Origin of the sequence: Veillonella faecalis, assembly GCF_024677885.1 — a bacterium.
In the GTDB taxonomy this organism is placed as follows: Bacteria; Bacillota; Negativicutes; order Veillonellales; family Veillonellaceae; genus Veillonella; species Veillonella nakazawae.
This window is the reverse complement of record NZ_JALBWL010000002.1, coordinates 283,749-301,972: the sequence shown is the minus strand read 5'-3', so window position 1 is coordinate 301,972 and position 18,224 is coordinate 283,749. Positions and strand designations below refer to the sequence as shown.

General features: G+C 39.6%; 16 protein-coding genes and 3 pseudogenes. 2 read left to right on the top strand and 17 right to left on the bottom strand.

Going from position 1 to position 18,224, the window contains the following annotated elements; translation table 11 throughout:
• Positions 1-52: 52 nt before the first annotated feature.
• Both addA and MOQ65_RS05160 read right to left on the bottom strand, forming a co-directional pair.
• Positions 53-3,943, bottom strand: a complete 3,891-nt coding sequence (addA, locus tag MOQ65_RS05165) for a helicase-exonuclease AddAB subunit AddA (protein WP_257846883.1) — start codon at positions 3,941-3,943, stop codon at positions 53-55.
• Positions 3,933-7,463, bottom strand: coding sequence for a PD-(D/E)XK nuclease family protein (locus MOQ65_RS05160; protein ID WP_257846882.1), 3,531 nt, complete (start codon positions 7,461-7,463; stop codon positions 3,933-3,935). Before MOQ65_RS05160 ends, addA begins: the two co-directional genes overlap by 11 nt.
• A gap of 344 nt (positions 7,464-7,807) precedes the next feature.
• Between MOQ65_RS05160 and MOQ65_RS05155 the strand changes: the two genes are divergently transcribed.
• Positions 7,808-8,785, top strand: coding sequence for a hypothetical protein (locus tag MOQ65_RS05155; protein ID WP_105093665.1), 978 nt, complete (start codon positions 7,808-7,810; stop codon positions 8,783-8,785).
• Between the two features lie 151 nt (positions 8,786-8,936).
• Here the strand turns inward: MOQ65_RS05155 and MOQ65_RS05150 are convergent, their stop codons facing one another.
• Entirely contained in the window at positions 8,937-9,488 is a 552-nt protein-coding gene (locus tag MOQ65_RS05150) for an SGNH/GDSL hydrolase family protein (RefSeq protein ID WP_257846881.1), read from the bottom strand.
• 143 nt (positions 9,489-9,631) lie between these two features.
• Here MOQ65_RS05150 and MOQ65_RS05145 point away from each other — a divergent pair, with 143 nt between their 5' ends.
• Positions 9,632-10,429 carry a hypothetical protein gene (locus MOQ65_RS05145; RefSeq protein ID WP_257846880.1) on the top strand — a complete coding sequence of 266 codons (798 nt, stop codon included), beginning with the start codon at positions 9,632-9,634 and terminating at the stop codon, positions 10,427-10,429.
• Between the two features lie 187 nt (positions 10,430-10,616).
• Here MOQ65_RS05145 and MOQ65_RS05140 read toward each other — a convergent pair whose 3' ends face one another.
• The 14 genes and pseudogenes from MOQ65_RS05140 to MOQ65_RS05090 form a co-directional block, all read right to left on the bottom strand.
• Complete coding sequence (locus MOQ65_RS05140) at positions 10,617-11,840, bottom strand: MFS transporter (protein ID WP_060924489.1); 1,224 nt, start codon at positions 11,838-11,840, stop codon at positions 10,617-10,619.
• A gap of 566 nt (positions 11,841-12,406) precedes the next feature.
• The gene (locus tag MOQ65_RS05135; RefSeq protein WP_257846879.1) at positions 12,407-12,730 is read right to left on the bottom strand and encodes a tetratricopeptide repeat protein; all 324 of its coding nucleotides are present in this window, start codon (positions 12,728-12,730) and stop codon (positions 12,407-12,409) included.
• Between the two features lie 108 nt (positions 12,731-12,838).
• On the bottom strand, positions 12,839-13,339 hold the full coding sequence (locus MOQ65_RS05130) for an SMI1/KNR4 family protein (protein ID WP_257846878.1): 501 nt from the start codon (positions 13,337-13,339) through the stop codon (positions 12,839-12,841).
• Positions 13,340-13,384: 45 nt separating this feature from the next.
• On the bottom strand, positions 13,385-13,618 hold the full coding sequence (locus MOQ65_RS05125) for a hypothetical protein (RefSeq protein ID WP_195186205.1): 234 nt from the start codon (positions 13,616-13,618) through the stop codon (positions 13,385-13,387).
• A 172-nt stretch (positions 13,619-13,790) separates the two neighbouring features.
• Positions 13,791-14,090 (bottom strand): MafI2 family immunity protein, encoded by a 300-nt coding sequence (locus MOQ65_RS05120; RefSeq protein ID WP_257846877.1) that lies wholly within the window; start codon positions 14,088-14,090, stop codon positions 13,791-13,793.
• Positions 14,091-14,118: 28 nt separating this feature from the next.
• Positions 14,119-14,315, bottom strand: a pseudogene (locus MOQ65_RS09640) (polymorphic toxin type 50 domain-containing protein).
• Between the two features lie 257 nt (positions 14,316-14,572).
• Positions 14,573-15,022 (bottom strand): hypothetical protein, encoded by a 450-nt coding sequence (locus MOQ65_RS05115; protein ID WP_257846876.1) that lies wholly within the window; start codon positions 15,020-15,022, stop codon positions 14,573-14,575.
• 14 nt (positions 15,023-15,036) lie between these two features.
• The gene (locus MOQ65_RS09635; protein WP_373027843.1) at positions 15,037-15,276 is read right to left on the bottom strand and encodes an AHH domain-containing protein; all 240 of its coding nucleotides are present in this window, start codon (positions 15,274-15,276) and stop codon (positions 15,037-15,039) included.
• Positions 15,189-15,389 (bottom strand): annotated as a pseudogene (locus MOQ65_RS09630) (RHS domain-containing protein); the annotation flags it as partial. The gene MOQ65_RS09635 and the pseudogene MOQ65_RS09630, both read right to left, overlap by 88 nt.
• Positions 15,390-15,912: 523 nt before the next feature.
• On the bottom strand, positions 15,913-16,467 hold the full coding sequence (locus MOQ65_RS05110; RefSeq protein WP_049228865.1) for a hypothetical protein: 555 nt from the start codon (positions 16,465-16,467) through the stop codon (positions 15,913-15,915).
• A 12-nt stretch (positions 16,468-16,479) separates the two neighbouring features.
• Complete coding sequence (locus tag MOQ65_RS05105) at positions 16,480-16,752, bottom strand: hypothetical protein (protein WP_257846875.1); 273 nt, start codon at positions 16,750-16,752, stop codon at positions 16,480-16,482.
• Positions 16,736-17,080, bottom strand: a pseudogene (locus MOQ65_RS05100) (RHS repeat-associated core domain-containing protein); the annotation flags it as partial. The gene MOQ65_RS05105 and the pseudogene MOQ65_RS05100, both read right to left, overlap by 17 nt.
• A 35-nt stretch (positions 17,081-17,115) precedes the next feature.
• Complete coding sequence (locus tag MOQ65_RS05095) at positions 17,116-17,928, bottom strand: hypothetical protein (RefSeq protein WP_257846874.1); 813 nt, start codon at positions 17,926-17,928, stop codon at positions 17,116-17,118.
• Positions 17,922-18,143: a hypothetical protein gene (locus tag MOQ65_RS05090; protein WP_257846873.1), complete on the bottom strand. Its 222-nt coding sequence runs from the start codon at positions 18,141-18,143 to the stop codon at positions 17,922-17,924. The genes MOQ65_RS05095 and MOQ65_RS05090 overlap by 7 nt, the downstream gene beginning before the upstream one ends.
• Positions 18,144-18,224: the final 81 nt, after the last annotated feature.

Genomic DNA, 18,224 nt, shown 5'->3' with positions numbered 1-18,224 from the left:
GTCCCTGCATATTTCTCATGCATAGCACTAAGTTAAGCATATACTTACAAGGCTAGTCTATGCTGATAGCATCATGCAAACGGAAGCTATAGATATAACATGCTTTCACAGGCATCCCTGTCAATCGCTGCAAGGCCTCTTTATAGAGATCCATTTGTATTTTATAACGCTTGATGAGGTCTTCCCCAGATTTGACGCGGTCCGTCTTGTAATCTACAAGAACCCACTCACCATCTTCTTCAAAGGCAGTATCGATAATACCTTGGAGGAATAGATTTTCGCCGTCCTCTAAGGTATCATATACGCGTTTCCCTTCAAAAAGCATACTAAACGGCATTTCACGTTCTATGCGCTTCGCATTGATAAGACGCTTCCCAAGGTCAGAACTAAAGAATTTATATAGACTTGTATCGCTTAATAGATTTCGTTCTTCCTCTGTGAAAGTCCCTTTCGTTACGAGTGCATCAAGCTCTTTCGTTAAAGAAGCTTGAGTATACTGCGCAAGAGGAAGCCATTGCATGGCCTCATGCATCAAGGTACCCCATTGAGCCCCTGTCAACACATCCTCTTCGGACTGCAGTGCTTGCGGCTTGCGGCCGAATACGGAATTCGCCAATTCGTCGGATGAAACAGTTACATCTGAAGCCTCTGTAATTGGTAAACCAGCAGCATTGGTATTCTTCGCCTCAACATTTGCAGATGATTTTGGATCTAGCTTAATAGCTTGACCTAATATTGCATCTGAAACAGCTCGTTTAGCGCCTGTATCGACCGTTACAATCGGTTCGTTCAAAGTATCAATAGTGCCTGCTTCAAGTTCCCGTTCTTGGAATCGTCGTTTCAATTCACTGACGGAAATCTTAGCCGTGCGCCGCGTAGCGTCACTGTACGGATAGGTATAGTTGAAGCGGTCTTCGATTTCCGGTGGCAGTTCCACGGAATTAACAGCTTGTAATTCTCGTACCTTATTGATGGTAGTTTCATCGATATCTGCTTTATAATCGAGATCACCGTAGAGAGAACCATCGTGGACTTCGACCTTGATGCGACATTTTTTATCTGGTAAGTCAAAATAGGTCGGTCCTTCGTACTCAATGGCTACGCGCAATGGGTTACCACCGTCCAAATGACGAGCAAAGCCCATAATGAGCCAATCCAAGTACGTATTGGCTTGGGTGATAATATCCGTCGGCAATTGTTGACCTTCTACTGACGCTGTATTTTTAATGAGTTCACCTAAGGTACTCAACTTACCTTTAGCATTTTTAAAGCCTTTAAAATGACCTGTCATAATCAGCTTATCTCGTGCCCGTGTTAAGGCTACGTATAGAATCCGTTCTTCCTCTGCTTTGAGGGCCGCTTCCTTTACATCTTTTACATAGAACCACGGCATAGTTGGGAAGGATACCCGAATATCTGGGAAATATCCCTTAAGACCAAGTCCTGCGTTTTTATCGATGAGGAGTTCTGAACGAAGATCCATCATATTGAACCGTTTTTGAACGCCAGATAAGAATACTACAGGGAACTCAAGGCCCTTACTCTTGTGGATGGTCATGAGGCGCACTACATTGTCCGCTTCGCTTACCACATTGGCTAGGGGCATATCTTGGTTACTATCGCGCAAGCTTTCCACAAAGCGCAAAAATCTAAAGAGTCCACGGAAGCCAGATGCCTCATAGCCCTTAGCTCGGTCGTATAAGGCGAGCACATTCGCGCGGCGCACGAGACCATTTGGCATGGCACCTACATAGTTTACATAGTCTTGAGATTCGTAAATATCCCATAGTAAATCGGTTACACCGTGACGGCGCGACAAGGTACGCCAACGCTCCATATGGTCAATAAAAGCTAATAAGCGTTCATCTTGAGCCTCTTCAGCATAGGCTGGCATGAGAGACCACAGAGAACCCTCTCCAGATAGGCGCAGTGCACCTAGTTCGTTTGCATCAAGACCTACGAGACCAGAGTGCAACACTGCTGCCATCGGCAAGTCTTGTTCCGGATTATCTATGATAGATAACAACGCTAGTAAGAGCTGAATTTCTTGTGCTTCAAAGTAGCCATCTCGTTCGTTTACCACCGCAGGGATACCCGCTTGACGCATAGCCTCTACAGCACGAGTACCCCAACCAGCCAAGGATCTGCGCAAAATAGCAAAGTCACGCCACTCGATTTGACGGAATGTACCATCTGGATTTTGCACCTTCTTCTTAGCACCGTGGGTTTCCTTAATCTTTTGAATGATGAAATCTAGCTCGCGCTCGTTGTTTTCAGGGTCATCCCCTTCATCTTCATCGCTTTCACTAGCACTGAGGGTATCCTTACTCACATCGAGGAGCTGCAATTCCACATCTCCTCCAACCCAATCCTCAGGCGCATCCTCTACGATACGGCCAGGAATGAGGGATTCTGCCTCAGTATAATTGAGCTCCGCCGCCTCTTCCGTCATGATTTGATAGAACAAGAAGTTCGTAGCGGCCAAAATATTTTCGTGAGATCGGAAATTCTTTGCTAGGTCGATACGGCGTTCTACCGCATCAGTGTCGCCGTAGGTATTGTATTTCTCCATAAACAGAGAACTGTCAGCCATACGGAAGCTATAAATCGCTTGCTTCACGTCCCCTACGTAGAACCGGTTATCGACGCGAGAAATCAAGTTGATAATCGTCTCTTGCACGCCGTTCGTATCTTGGTATTCATCGACCATGATTTCTTTGAAAGTATCTTGCAGCTCCTTTGCCACCTCAGACGGCTGAGGATCATCCTCTGTACCAGGTTCAACAAGAAGAGCTAAACATAGATGCTCCAAGTCACTAAAGTCCATGATACCTTGTTCTTGTTTCATATCCCGGTACGCCTTATGAAACGCAATCGTGAGCTCTACTAAACCTTCAATGATTGGATATTGAGCCTTGAACTGCTCTTGCAAGGTAGCTTCTGGCACGGTAAACACAGCCCCTTGCATCGCTTTAAGGTCATCTTTATTTTGGGAACCTAAGGATTTAAACTCTGCTACCAATATAGGATCAAAGGCTTGTGCCTCTTTTGACCCCATGCGGAACTGGTCCTTAATAAACGTATCCGTATGCTTACAAGCTTCACCCATATCATCCCAAGTTTGGGCTGATGAAAGCATGCCTAGTGCAGCTAGTTGGTTATCATATATGTTTTGCCATTTATGAGGCCCCACTGGATCCAATAAGATTTGTTCCATCCGCTCTAAGCGCTCACGAATACGGTCAATAACAGCTATATGGTTGTCCCACATATATTGGCCCCATAGAGTATCACTTGGGTTTATAGTCATAGCCTCTTTATAAGGCTCTAGGGCTTTTCGTAACCACCCATCAGGATTAGCAAGGGACATGGCGTAGTTATATAGAGACATAATCTTCGCCGTTAAGCCTGCATCCGATTTATCATCACTAAAGAAGTCCGCCAATTCGTAGATATTATAAAGGCCTTCCTCATAGGATTTGGTTAATAAATCGGCTAATACCTCTTGTTGTAAGAGGGCCATTTCTGCTTCGTTACCAATGCGAGCAGTAGGGTTAATATCGAGCTTGTAAAAGTAAGAGCGAATCACCCATTGGCAGAAGGAGTGCAACGTAGAAATATGCGCAGACGGCAACAGATTGAGCTGTCGTTCGAGGCGCTCTTGCATGGCTGCATCCTCGGTGGATTCCATGGCTTTCGCCAAAGCAAGACCAATACGAGCACTCATCTCTTGAGCAGCTGCCTTTGTAAAGGTTACAACCATGAGCTCTTGAACGGATAAAGGATTATCCATATCTTTAAGCCGCGTAATAATACGCTCTACGAGAACTGCCGTTTTACCAGATCCCGCAGCAGCCGCTACTAGTAAGGTTTGATTATCTAAGGACGAGTCCTTCGGCGCTATGATGGCAGACTCCTGCTCTGGCGTCCATTTAACACCCATGGTTTTCACCTCCTTCGCTACTATTATTTCCGTCATTGCTATTATTGCTGTCGATACTGTTGTTTCCTTCGTTTAAAACCTCTTTCATCCGTTCTAACGCATCATCTTCAGATAAGCCGGACAGATAATTATACTTATTACGGCTAGAGTCAAAGCGGCATACAGTATTGTAATCACAGTATGTACAAGGTCTATTCTTATTTAACTGGTAAGGCTGAATTGGGAATTGACCGTCCCCGATGTGGCGACCGATGTCAGCCATTACGTGATTGGTGTAACGACACATCACGTCAAATTCGCCAGGATTCTTAACCTTACGTAAGTCTCTACTAGAAATAGTTTGATCCTTTTTCGTCGCGATTGGTACATATGGTCCTCGTTTAGATCCATAGGACAAAAATTTATTATCGATATGCGTCAACAACTCGATATCATCAGAGAAGTATCCACTGTTTTGCCATGCATCGCTTTCCTTAGCCAAAGATACTGCATCTTCATAAGATATAGGCGCATCGGCAGGAATTTTAGGATTTTTCACATAGGAGTACACCACTGCCGCAGGAGCTATAGAGTCGCCTTGCGTTTTGCCGTAAGCGGATTCTAAGGCTAGTAGATAGGTCATAAGCTGCAATTTAAGGCCATAGTATACATCTTGGGCCGTCACATGGGCACCGCCCGATTTGTAGTCAATAACCATGCCATAGGTTTGACCATCCCTTGTATATTCATCGATACGGTCAATTTGACCGATGAGGCGTAAATAGCGATCCTCTCCAAGTGGTACGCGAATTGGATCCCAGCCGCCTTGACGGCCAAAATCTTGCTCCAAGTATTTCGTATCAAAATCACTGCGCTTCGACCACTCTACGAGGCGGTCTACCGTCACATGTAATGTTCGTTGTACACGCTGCTCGATAGCTTTTTGGTAGGCGTCACTCGTGTCCTCGCCGCCCTGATTTTCTTGTAAAATTTCTTCCGCCACGGAGCGACACAAATTTTGTTGATCCTCTTCGTTAAGGTCACGCCATTGTTTATTGTTATCTAATAGATAATTACCTAAACGCTCTAAGTTAGCGTGAAGGAATGTACCGATTTCAGGGGCTCCAAAGGAGCGCACCCGACGCGGTTCTAGTTTCAAACCATATTGAGCATAGAACTTGAATGGACATTGCTGATATCTCTCTAGACGCGTTACAGAACCAGACATATAGCCTTTAGATAGGAACAATCCATTCACTAAATCCTTCGTAATGACAGGTACATCATTATTATCTCGAATACCACGAGACACCTCACCTAAACGAGGACGGTAGGTGTCGCTTTCACGAGCCCAGTTATAGAGGCCCCACCACAATGGATTGACCTCATGACCACTAAAGAGGGCGCCCCAGCGCTCAGACAATAGGGACAAACTCTGTAAAGGTCTCCATACATAATCCGACTCAGTATCAGGTGCAATGGAGAGTGGAATATCTACCGCCTTATCTACATAACCAAGGGATTCTAGTCGTTTCACCACGAGGGATGGCTCAAGGCCTGTTCCATCTTCGCCAGAGCTTGCATAGGACAGCGTCAAGGAATCGGATGCGCGTGTCATAGCTAGGTATAGTAGGAAATTTTCGTTGAAAGCCTTCGGCAAAGCACCTTCAGCAAGGGTAATACCTGCATCGGCTAACTCTTGGCGTTCCTTATCCTTAATAAGGCCTTCATCGCCCATGCTTTGTGGGAATACGCCTTGGTTGAGGCCCATTACAAATACCTTAGGCCACCATTGGCTATAACCACGTTCGATAGTAGTGATTACCACATGATCCAAGGACGGTGGAATCATAGAGTAATTTACATCGCTCAAGCCCTCTTCGAGGAGCAACATCATCTCATCTAGGGTCAACAATTCATCCTTCATGACCATAGAGATTTCATCTATGAAAGAAATAACCGCATTGTACATCTGTTCATGGCTGGCTTTTGACTCTTGATCCCCCACCGTTTCAGCATCTTGTGCCCATTCATAGAGACGCTGTGGCACTTGTAAGGTTTCTAAGAGACTATACAGCTGTTCGCCCCAATCAGCGCCCGTATGACCTTCGCTATGAGCGGCAAAGTCAAACCATGGGGATAGAATGTCCATAATGGTTTGCCGGGCTTTGTTAACACGAGCTCTACGCGGTGCATCTACATGACTTTCTTCATCTTGCCCTTCATGAAAGCCTCGTAAATAGGGCCAGCTTTCACATTCCCATTTATAATGGTCGATACCAAACTCAAGTACGTAGTTTTCTAATTCATCTACGGCCTCACGGGAAAGAGGCATCAAGTCTGTTTTAAGCAATAAGAACATGCTGTCTCGACTGTAGCTATGGCGCACGATATCAAAGAGAGCCGTCAACAACTCGCCTAATGGATGATTTTTCATAGGCCGCTGGCGATCGATAAAATGCGGAATACCATACCGACCGAAGACCTTTTCTAAGGTATCTCCGTACGTTTCCGACTCGCGAAGCATGATGCATACATCGCGGTAACGTGCCTCTGGAGAGGACTCTACGTAGGCTAAAATACGGCGAGCCACCGCATCAGCTTCCCGTTCTCGGTTGTAACCACGAATGAGCGGAATAGTAGTGTCGGTAGAATTTTGCTTACTAGGACTAGTAAAATAATTAGCTTCTAATTCTTGAACGATGTGAGGGCCCCGTTTACCATCAAAACCAACCCAGTTAATGCTAGATCCATAACGAGCCACTAAGGTGTCATAAATCTCTAAAGGACGGCTAAAGAGATGTTCCCCTCGACGTGCAATATGTAAAGCCTTTGGAGCCATTGGCAAGTCGATAGTAATAACCGCTTCCTTAGCCAAATCAAACAAGGTATAAATCAACTCGTAGTGTGTAGGTGTAAACCAATGGAATCCATCGATAAAGACATGGCTATTTTCCATCAGTGGAGATTGAGGCAAAGCCTCAACGATTTCCATGATAGGATCGATGTCGCGCTCCCCATGACGACTGATTTCCTCTTCATAGGCAGCCATACAGATGGCAAGTTCCTGCAATTTCTTTTGTAATACTTTATTTTTAACGGACTGTGCCCCACGTTCAAGGTCATTAGGACCGACGCGAAATGCACGAAACTCAGAAAAGAGCTGTTGCAATACAGAAGAAAACTCAGGACGTTTAGTAGCCTGTTCTAAGAGACCTAGCTCCTTTTGTTTCCGCTTCATAACAAGGCGCAACAACATAGACCGGCCAAAGCTAGATAAGCTTGATTGACCGGCTCCTTTGGACCCTATGGATTGATATACTTGGTAACCCAAACGACCAAAACCTACGACGCGAACCGTAGTAAAACCTTTTTCAGGCATAAATTCTGCCAGTTCCCGCTCTACCCGATACGTAGCTGGTTCAGGAACGAGTAAGATTATGGGTTCCCCTGGACAATCTGTCATGACTTGACGTATCCGTTCATATACGGCATGGGTCTTACCAGATCCTGCTCGTCCATAATAGACGCTAATACTCATGAGACCTCCCTAGTGAAGCTTTCACCATCTCAATTTATATAATTTATATAATTCGCAAATTTCATCTTATTTATATATTTCTTGTTCTTAGGTATAGCCTAAAACTATTTTTTTCGATATAATAATGTCATTATACATAAATACTATTATATAGTAATATGATATTCTGTGCTTAATTCTGGGGTTAATTTAAGCTAATTGTACAAAATTTGACTCATTTGATTATATTTGTTTATAATTAAGAAAAAAATTTATATTTTATTTACAATTAACAGAATTTCATATATAATACATGTTAGTATTTGTGTTATTTGTAAAAATCATGTATTTAGGAGTGAACTATTATGAACAAAAAACATTTAGCAGCTGCTTTCGCAGTATTTGCAGCTACAACTATGTCTTTCTCTGCTTTCGCAGCATCTGTTGATGCTAATGCACGTGCTTACGAACGCGCTGCAGCTGAGCAATATACTTACGCTGCACCTCAAGCAGCTACACCAGCGTACCAATCTGGTTATGTAACAAGCGCACCACGCCCTGGTTACAAACCATTACCAGCGGTACCTTACACAGCAGGTGACATGGCTCAACAAATGCCTGTATCTAAAGAATTAGGCGATCCAATCTTCGTAGCACCTGAAACAACAGCTGTAGGTCTTCAAATCATGGACCCTATCGCTACTAACAGCCAACCTGTATACCAAGAAACTGTAACTTCCGTAACAGCTAATGGTAACGGCAGTGCATATGTTTCCCGTTATAAAACTAACCAATTAAACGCATTCGACTTGTTGTTGAACGGCAAATCTTACACTTACGACTTGCCTGCATACACTAACGGCTACCAAGTGAAAACTGCTAGCTCCTACAACCGTGCTGGCGACGGCGTTGCAAATGTATTCTCTACAAACGTAATCACTGAAGCAGTTGTAAACAACAACTCCTTGCGTATCACTGTTAACATGACTCAACCAACAGCTGTAGCAGCTGCTAAATTGCGTTCCATGCAACAAACTGGTCAAGTAGCAGGCGGTGAAGTAGCTGCATTGTTCGCTTACAATGAAAGCTATGATGGTGTAAAACAAGCTGCTCATTACGACGTATTCAACAACGGCAACCGTTACATCGTTGTTAAATCTGGTGCTGTAACAGTTCCAAATGGTGCACAACACCCTTACGCAACTGCATTGTTCGCAGTTACTGACGACACTGTAGCAGCTGTAACAGTATCTGGCAACACTGCTGATACTTACGACTTAGTAAAAGGTACTGCATACGCAATTGCACAATCCGCTCGCGTATCTAACGCACGTACTCGCTAATTCTAACTATAATTCGTTACGAATTAACTATAATGGTGAAAGCTACAAGCCTTCACACCTAAAGACTATATAAATCACCAAAGCCCCGAATGAGATATCTCATTCGGGGCTTTTTTATGCATCTTACCAATTGAATTCTTAGATTTATTTTTTACGATAATCTTGTAAATACTTCTAACGCTTTATAAGCCATCAAACGATAGCCTCGTGCATTAGGATGTACTTCACCGGCAAAGACAATTTGGCCGATTTGATCCGCTTCGTATAATGTTGTATAAAAGTCTATAACCTTCAAATCATGCTCTTTAGCATAGGCTTTCAGTTGTTCATTGACCTCTCGCACCACAATGTCGAGTCCATCCATATCACTATCGATTTGTGTTTCTAAACCAATAATAACCTTCCCCTTTGTGCTCGCTAGTTCAATAGCTTTCACCAAGGTCTTGAACACATATGTGCTATCTCGACCTTGCAAAATATCATTAGTACCACACATTAAGAAGATATGACGCGTGGAATCAGCTACAGCTGTTGGTAGCCATTTTTCAATGTTATAAATCATACCCTGAACGGAGCATCCGTCTTCACCATAATTTGTAAAATGTACACCCTCTATAGATGCATCACAAATTTCAACCCAACCTTGGCCATAAGGCACATCATAACCGCGGGTAATGCTATCGCCAAAACAGATAATTTCCATATCTAAACCTCCTGTACTATGCATTAATCATATAACAAAATGACAATTATATACAATATACATACTATGGATTTTTATATGCATTTTTTATAGAATTACATGTTTGACTATGGTATACTAATTCCACATAAGAGAGGTCAAAGATGAGAAAACTATATCCCTTTTTAATACTAGCATTAGCAACATTACAATCAGCTAGTGCCATTTCACAATATGAATTAGAGAACAAGCCTACTCAATACCAAGTTGCTTATAATAGCCCTTCGGAGACTGTGTATATCGACTTAAGTACACTTAGCCTAGCGCAGTCAGGTCCTACATATAGTACGCTTCACGCTCGTACAATTAGTCTCTATAAAAAGCAGAATATTATTGCTGATTATTCAACTAATTATACATACCATCGTGGTAACACATCTAAAGATATTTACCTCATGGATTGGCATGTAGCACCGGCGAAATTCTACCAAGTAAATGGCGCACCTATAGGAACTGCTAACAATCAACGTTCTGTTCTATCTACAGGTGCTCACGTCGCTACAAAGGGTTCTCCTGTAGCTGAAATAGGTCAATTTATTTTACATAATGCATTGGAATTAGAGCGTATTACCTATACATCTAAGAACCCATACGTACCACCTCGTCCATATAAACCATTGAGTACACCGGCTCCAACAGAAGATAGGCCATTATTTGGAGTTCAACCACCAGAAGGTGTCTATAAACCGCTAAATCAATTAGAATCTCCTTATACATCTAATCAACCACGGCTATTTCCTTCTAAATTAGGTATGTATGGACCCGTTCCAGCACCGCCTCCACTAGGGCCTCGACCTAGTGATTGGATTCTCGACATTCAAAATCAGGACATGCCCGATCCAAATACACCTATGAGTGATTGGAGACCTCAACCTGATTATCATGCACCGCAAAAACCATAATCAAAAAATATAGTTACTCGTAACGTATAAAAAGAGACTGAACTGTCCCCTATTTTGAACTGCACCCCAAAAATTGTGTCCAATTTTTGGGGTGCAGTTCATTTGGGAGAGCTAATTCAGTCTCTTTTGTTTCATATTTTGTTTGTTTCCATACAATCAGAGGAACCTATTGTATGATGCTTTCACATTATTTAAGACGTACAAAGAACAATGCAATAGCACCGATAACTGGTGCAATGGCAAGGGTCATCAATGCAGATTGATAACTGCCTGTAGCTGTTAACATGCTACCTAAAATCATAGGTGCCAACATAACGCCAATCTGATTAAACAAGTTTACAAAGCCTGCAGTTGTACCGCGTAAATGAGGTGCTGCAGATTGAATTACGAGAGCATTTGTTAAAGCACTATGCATGAAAGCACCAATACCAAGAATTGGACCTGTTATAAAGAGCATATCTGGATTTGTGGTGCTCGCAAAGAGGATCAATGCTGGTGCAAATAAGAACATAACAAGCGCCACCAAATGGTTCTTCTTAATCGGTAATATATCGGACAAAATACCGATAGTCGGTTTCGCAATAAGCGCGGCTAAACCAAAGGCAGACATTACATGGCCTGCATAGATGGCATTAACGCCGAGCTGTTTAACCATGTACAAGTTTGACCATTGCGCCACGGCCCAAGTAGCACCGGTAGCAAAGAAGCCTGCAAAGGCAAGACAACAAATATTGCGATTCTTCAAAACATGTAACAAGTTTTCCTTTAAAGAAGTCTTTTCCCCTATATGAGCAGATGCAGCACTCACCTCTGCTTCTCGTTGAGCTAAAATCTCAGCACTTGGCTTACGAACCGTAAAGTAGCTAAGAATGAAAACAAGGATTGGTAATACTGCTGTTAAAAGAAATGCATTTTGCCAACCATAATTAGTTGCCACATATGGTGCATAAAGGTTTACAGTAGTCAATCCAAGGGATGTACAGGACATGAAGATACCCACGGCCGCACCACGTTGATTAGGCCCAAAGTAATCCCCAATAGCACTTAAACAAGATGCTTGTACCGGACCAGATACAATACCTAATAAGAAACGTAATACCCATCCATAGGTGTAATTATCGATAGTACTCATCAATGCCGTAATAACTGCCATGGCAAGTAAGCTTACCAAAATGGTGTAACGATAACCAATGCGATCCGCTAAGATACCACCTGGTAGAACCATGATGGCATAGCCCATATAAAAGGCGGATAAATAAGCCGTACCCATTTGAGGCGTGAAACTCAAGGCTTCATTAACGATAGGCATCAAGGATGCCCAAGATAAACGCATAACAAAGCTAATCAAAAATGTTAGCCACACGCTGACAAGAATTAAAATCTGAGTTCGTGAGAAACTAAGTCGATTCATACGAGCTCCTTTCTACAGAAAAATAACATATAAAGTAATCATACTATAAATACAGGGCATTTTACAAACTTCATAGATTGTTAAAATATAATAAAAAGCCCTCTAGGTATAACCTAAAGAGCTTTCTAAGTCGTGGAGGAAATAGTAGCTATTTCGCATTAGTTGCTTTCTCCGTCTTCTTTGGTCTGATTAAATCCTTTTTAGTTTTGTTTAAGTTGTTTGAACGAAGAATAATCCACCAGATAGATCTCGATTTATAAAAATATATCCGATGTTCTCAGTTAGATAAAAAATTTCATTTACTTCTTCAGGTAGATCCATTCCTAAGATTTGACCTATGAAAATATATTTTTCTAGACAACAATCACTCTCTTGCTGTAAATATTCAGGTTGTCCTCCTAGAAAACTCATTTCATCTAAATTCTCAATAGGATTAATTGGATAAAATTTATCTAGGTTAAACTTGAACAGATTTTTTCAATTTTCTAAGAAATTTCTTGGCTTCTTTTCTTGATCCTCCTCCAGAAGTTTTGGGGTTGTAATGATAATCCGCTAAATCTTATTAATTAATTGATATTTACCAATATTTTTATTTCGTCTGGTAGGTTGGCACCATTTCTATATGCCTTTTTAGCCCAAAATATGGCTTTTTCTTTATTGCCTTGTGTGAAAAATAAATCGGCTAAATTGGATTGGGCAATTGGATGTCCATTTTTTGCCGCTATCTCTAGCCATTTAAATTCCGAATCTTGATCTAAAGATACAAACATATGGTATTGATATAATTTGAATGCTGAGTTTTTATCTCCATTAGTGGCGTTCTTTTCGAAAATTTGAATTTCTTCATCTGAAATCCAATAAGTACTACCTGTTGATATAAAGTTAGTCATTTTAAAGTTCTTTCCGGATGTTGTTTACATGATATTAAAGGGGTGTACCTGTGCGTACCGCACATGCCCTACGTCAGGATTGGAGGTTTCATACGGGCTACAACTTACTCATTCATCTTCATAAGCATCACCATAGCTTTGAAACGAGGAATCTAACCAAAACCATTCTTTTTCATTGGAAACCAATTTCTCCAGTAGTTCTGTAAATGACTTAGCAATAATGGGAGACTCATCAGGTGTAGCATGAGTTTCTATAAAACTATCATAACAAAAACCAAATCTTTTTTTGTTTAAGTCTATACTGATATATTGACTAAGCTCTTGCGAAGATGCAATCATGAACCAATCATTACTGATATCATCTGCCAACTCCTCCCAAATAACATCATCAGCTGGATATAAAATTTGGTTTGTTGGTTGCAATTCTGAAAGTGAACTTATTCTTATCTCACAATAAGTATCAATATTGAGAATAGCATATTCATAATTTTCATAAAAGAATTCTAAATCTTTTGGCAAAGGAAAAGCAAATTCTGGTTTTGATACTGCTTTCAAAAATTGATGGCTATTTTTTTGCTCTAATTTTTCAATTAATTCTTTGATTTTCATAAAATACTCCTTAGGACTAAGAGTTTTTGTTCAGGCTACAGCTTGCTAATTATTGATAATAGATTTTTTAGCTATATGTATTAGATCTTTATAATTCTCCATAAAAGGTTCTTCTAATGTAGATTCTAATAAGCATTCTAAGTCATATAGTATTTTTTGCTCAGCTTCATCAATAATTTGATTATTTTCAACGAATTTAACAAGCCATTCAAAAAAAACTAAGACTTCATGGTTGTTAAATTTAATAATATAATCGTTAGACTCTTTTTTAATTTCCATAATATTATAATGCTCCTCGAGAAACTACATTTTGTAAATGACTGGTAATGAGATTCTTAAAGAACCAATATTTCAGACGACCTTAAAGAGGATAGTGAGGTCGTCGTAGTAGTAACTTGTGCCGTTGTAGGTTTTCAGGCGGTTATCTTGAACGGTAGGGATAACGAGTTATTTAATCAAATTTATTTTCAAATCGCATAAAAAAACATCCTTTATACATATTCAATAAAAGAATATTATCATTATTTTCAATAATACATATTTTTTCATATAGAAAATTTGGAAAATCAGCCAATACATCTGTAACAGCACTATCTATTGCTTCATACTCATCATCTGTCAGTGGCGAATCAATATATACATAAAGAGTAAATAATTCTTCAGTCATATCAAATGCAATAAGTCTGACTTTGTTACAAATTGCTCCAAGAAAAGCCGTTTGCATACTTAAAATAATTTCTTTTTTTTTCATAATTAATTCCTCAAATGAAACATAGAATTTATGTTATATCAGGCAATGCAGGAACAATATGGGCTCCTTTTTTGGATGAATGAATTATTCCCCATTCTGTCATAGTCTCATCTCCTGTATCCTTATCAACACAACTTCCAATAAATCCTGAGGATTTGCAGTTAGAATGCTCCGACCAGGGATAAAGTTATTATGCTCCGCAATATGTTTCCCCTTTTTTCCCATATGAATGACTGTTGAAATAGATAGCCCCAATGGGTTACCCCACCCCGCATCAGGCTCGTAATACCTGAAGAAGTTGTAATGCAGTCCAGTTTCACGGTCGGCATACTGGTTTTGCAGACGGAAGGGCTGGTATGCGCTATCCGTTACCTTGAGTTCCTCTTTCAGACGCCCTCAAAAGGAATATTAAAGTCGTCTGAAAACCTTGCGTTGGATTCAATGCTTTATCTAGATGGCGATTATCATGTTTTTTATTTAAGCTAGTTTAATTTAAAAACGACAAGCTTCCCCTCAGGATATTTACCTTCCCATCCACAAGGCCAACCCCCTTTAAAATAAGCATCTTCTATCATATTCCAAAAAGGATGATTTTTCTTATATTTGTTATTTAAATAACAATTAAATAAATCGGCATCTATATCACTAAATAAACTATCTTTTAATCCCTCCTCTAAGTGAAAGGAATTCAATTTTTTTTCAATTGCAGGAACAGCATATTCATCCCAAAAATTGTCATCTTCATCTGTAGATAGCTTTAAAATTAGTGAGTTTGATTCACGCAAATCCGCCCAAACAGTCTCTAAATCATACTGCTGATATGCATATCTTTGTGCTACTGAAATATCTTGAATAATTTTCCATTGGCTGTTTTGATAATTACCTAATACTTCTAATAAATTATTTTTTATAAATCCTAATATTATATTCATTATGTTATTCCTTATTATGTTAAGTAACTAATCCAATCTTGTTTTCTTATTGGTTTATATAAAGACATACTTCCTGACTTAAGTGCCTTATGAATTTTGGATTGTAATGATTGAATTTTTCTAGCCTTTTCTCTCTCACATTTAGAATTTTTATCAATATTATCTACTATTTCCATAATTGCTTGGTTATATCCTCTATGATAGCCCTTATGTTTAGAATGGGTAGTCCCTTTAGATAGAGATTCCGATAACATAATTCCGTTACCTTGGTTTCCTCTTTCAGATGACCCCAGCCGGTATAGTTGCCGAACCACAGCAAATTACCGTCCTTATCGGTCATCTCTCTAGGGATCCCGATTTCGTCACAGTGGAAGTAGTGGGTATATTACGTCTTTTGCCTTCTTCGTTGATCCAGTTGCATACCTGTGCCAAGGGGTCGTAGCTATTGTATTGAAAGTATCGGTAATGGTTTCGGGTAGCCATTGGGCGTTGTAGCCGTAGCTTGTGGTGGAACAGACGGGGGCGGTGATGCTGACGAGGTTACCGCGTCCGTCGTAGGTATAGGCGGTAATCCTGCCGGCGGAATCGTTGACGGCAACCAGCAGGTTGAGAGTTTCGTGGTAGTCGATTTGGGTGCTGCTGCCGTCCGGCGCGGTGATGGCGATGACGTTGCCTTTGGGTGAGACGACATCTATGTTAACTGCTAATGAGATTGTTAAAGAACAAATAGTTCAGACGACCTCAAAGAAGATAGTGAGGTCGTCTGAAAACAGAAACCGCGTGCGTGCCGCACACCCCCTACGTCGGGACTGAAGGTTTTGTGCGGGCTACGGCTTGCTACCTATAAATTTGAAAATTTATGCAGGCTACGGTTTGCTTGTTATTCCCAATTATTCAAAGAAAAAATTATAGAAGTTTTTTACTTCAATACTTAGTTTAGTTGACTGAAAAAAAACATTAAGTTCAGCAATAAATTCATCGTCCTCTAGAATAAAATAATCATCATTATTAATATTCTTCGAAAAGAATTTTTCCGACAATGCCATTATTTCAGACAATGTTTGTATAAAATCTCCTAAAGAAGAAGCTATTTTTTTAGGTTCTTTTGACCCTAATCGTAAAGAAAAGATTTCAAGGGTTTCCTTTGAAATTAATATAGGTTCGTCATTTTGATTAGCTATATAGAGATAATTCTCTATGTTTATGGCTTCTTGCCATCCTACTAAGCCTTCTTGATTTTCAGATGATGCAAAAATTAAATTAAATGGCTGACCTATATGAATTTGAGGATTTAATGTTATCAAATTGAAAAAATAGTTAATGATAGACGCATTATCTTGTAATATTTTTTCGTCAATTATAATTTCCCCAAAATCAATCTCCTTACGAGAAAGTTGACCATAAATATTAGAAAAATTTTTAACTGCTGTTTTTAAACTAAACATAATAATATACTCCTATCTTGTGCATTTTTTAAGTTGTTGCAACATTGCTCGCCTATCAATTAACCTACCGCTCCCCAAATTGGTCCAGCGACCTCTATGCCCTTGATTAGAATGTAAATGTTCGTCAACTCCTCCAGGATGGTTACTATTAGGCAAAAATACAATATTTCTTGGATCACCTTTCCATTTTTGACCTAGACTGCCTAATTCAACAGAATTAATATGATGTCCAGTATAACCTGCTCCAGACATAACAGAGGTCAAATTTTTATTTTTCGTGTTCAAAATCAAATCTCTTTCTGCTTGTGTCCAATTTCGAGTACCCCCCCCCTACTTCAACTAAAGCTTTTTCCTCTCTCCAAGCTCTATCTATGGCTGTTCCACGTGCACCATTTTGAGCCGAAATAGTATCTCGGAGTTTGTAACGTATAAGGCGAACCAAACCCCATGGATCAATCCAAGCCTGCGTATTCAGCGCAAACTGATATAGATTATCTCCACCAATTAATTTAATCGGATCCTGATTCACAAACCGCCCTGCATCAGGCTCATAATACCTGAAGAAGTTGTAATGCAGCCCCGTCTCACGGTCAGCGTACTGGTTTTGAAGACGAAAGCAGGTTTGCGGTTGAGGCGTACGTCAAGAAACTATTTAAATTCTTCTAATAATTTTTTTCTTAATTCCGCAAATTCATCCGATAAATTATTTTTAAGTTCAGTATAAATTTCATCATCGATTTTACTTTGAGTGAATAGTGTCTTTTCAATATAAGGGATAACTTTTTTAGAACTAATTGAAATTAAAAATGCAATAATTTCATTGTAAATATAAGATTTTTCATTAAGTTGGCTTAGTTTATGTATTAGTAAATTTTCAATTGATTCTGATTTATAATGTTTTCCTTTTAATCCATACAATACCCATGAAATAATTTTGTGATGCTTGCTGTTTAAATTTTTTATAAGATATTCTTTTATATAATTTCTTTTTGGGAAATATGCAGAACTAAATGCAATAGAAATAATTATAGAATATCTATTTATATTCCAAATAGAACTAATATTATTTTCTATAGTGCGAAACTCTTCTTCTCCTAGATTATATTTTTTGAATAGATGTCCTAAAGAAGATATTGCAGATGATTTTACTTTAATACTTTTGTCATTTTGAATAGAGTAAATTAATATAGAGAAAATTTCTTTCAATTCCGTAGTGCTAAGTTCTTCTTGTATTTGTCCCAAGATAAAATTTGCAATTTCTCTATGTTTACTATATCGACTTGTTAAGAGGATATTTCTGATTATATCAATAATCTCTTTATACTGAAAAAATTGTAGTCTTTTTGCTGCTTCATATTGAATAATAGTATTAGAATATAGTAGTTTTTCTAATAAGTCATTGATTGATAGATCTTTACATTCTAAAAAAGCATCAAAACTTGAAATTCTATCATTTACCATATTATTTTTTCCGTGCTTTGAAAATACTCATTTATTTTTTCATAAACTTGATTAGCAACCCCAGAATCTACTTGATTACCATTTACTGACATCATTACTGTATCAAGAGCTTTTTTCCCTTTTTCATAAATAATACCTATACCTAAAGTTACAAGCGCAGCTTTACTTAATGCAATCAATTCAGGGGCAATAATGGGTATTGCAAAAACTGCCAAGCCTTTAGGGTCGATCCATCTTTATCGGTCATCTCTCGAGGGATATCGATTTGGTCGCGGTGAAAGTAGTGGGTTTGCTGA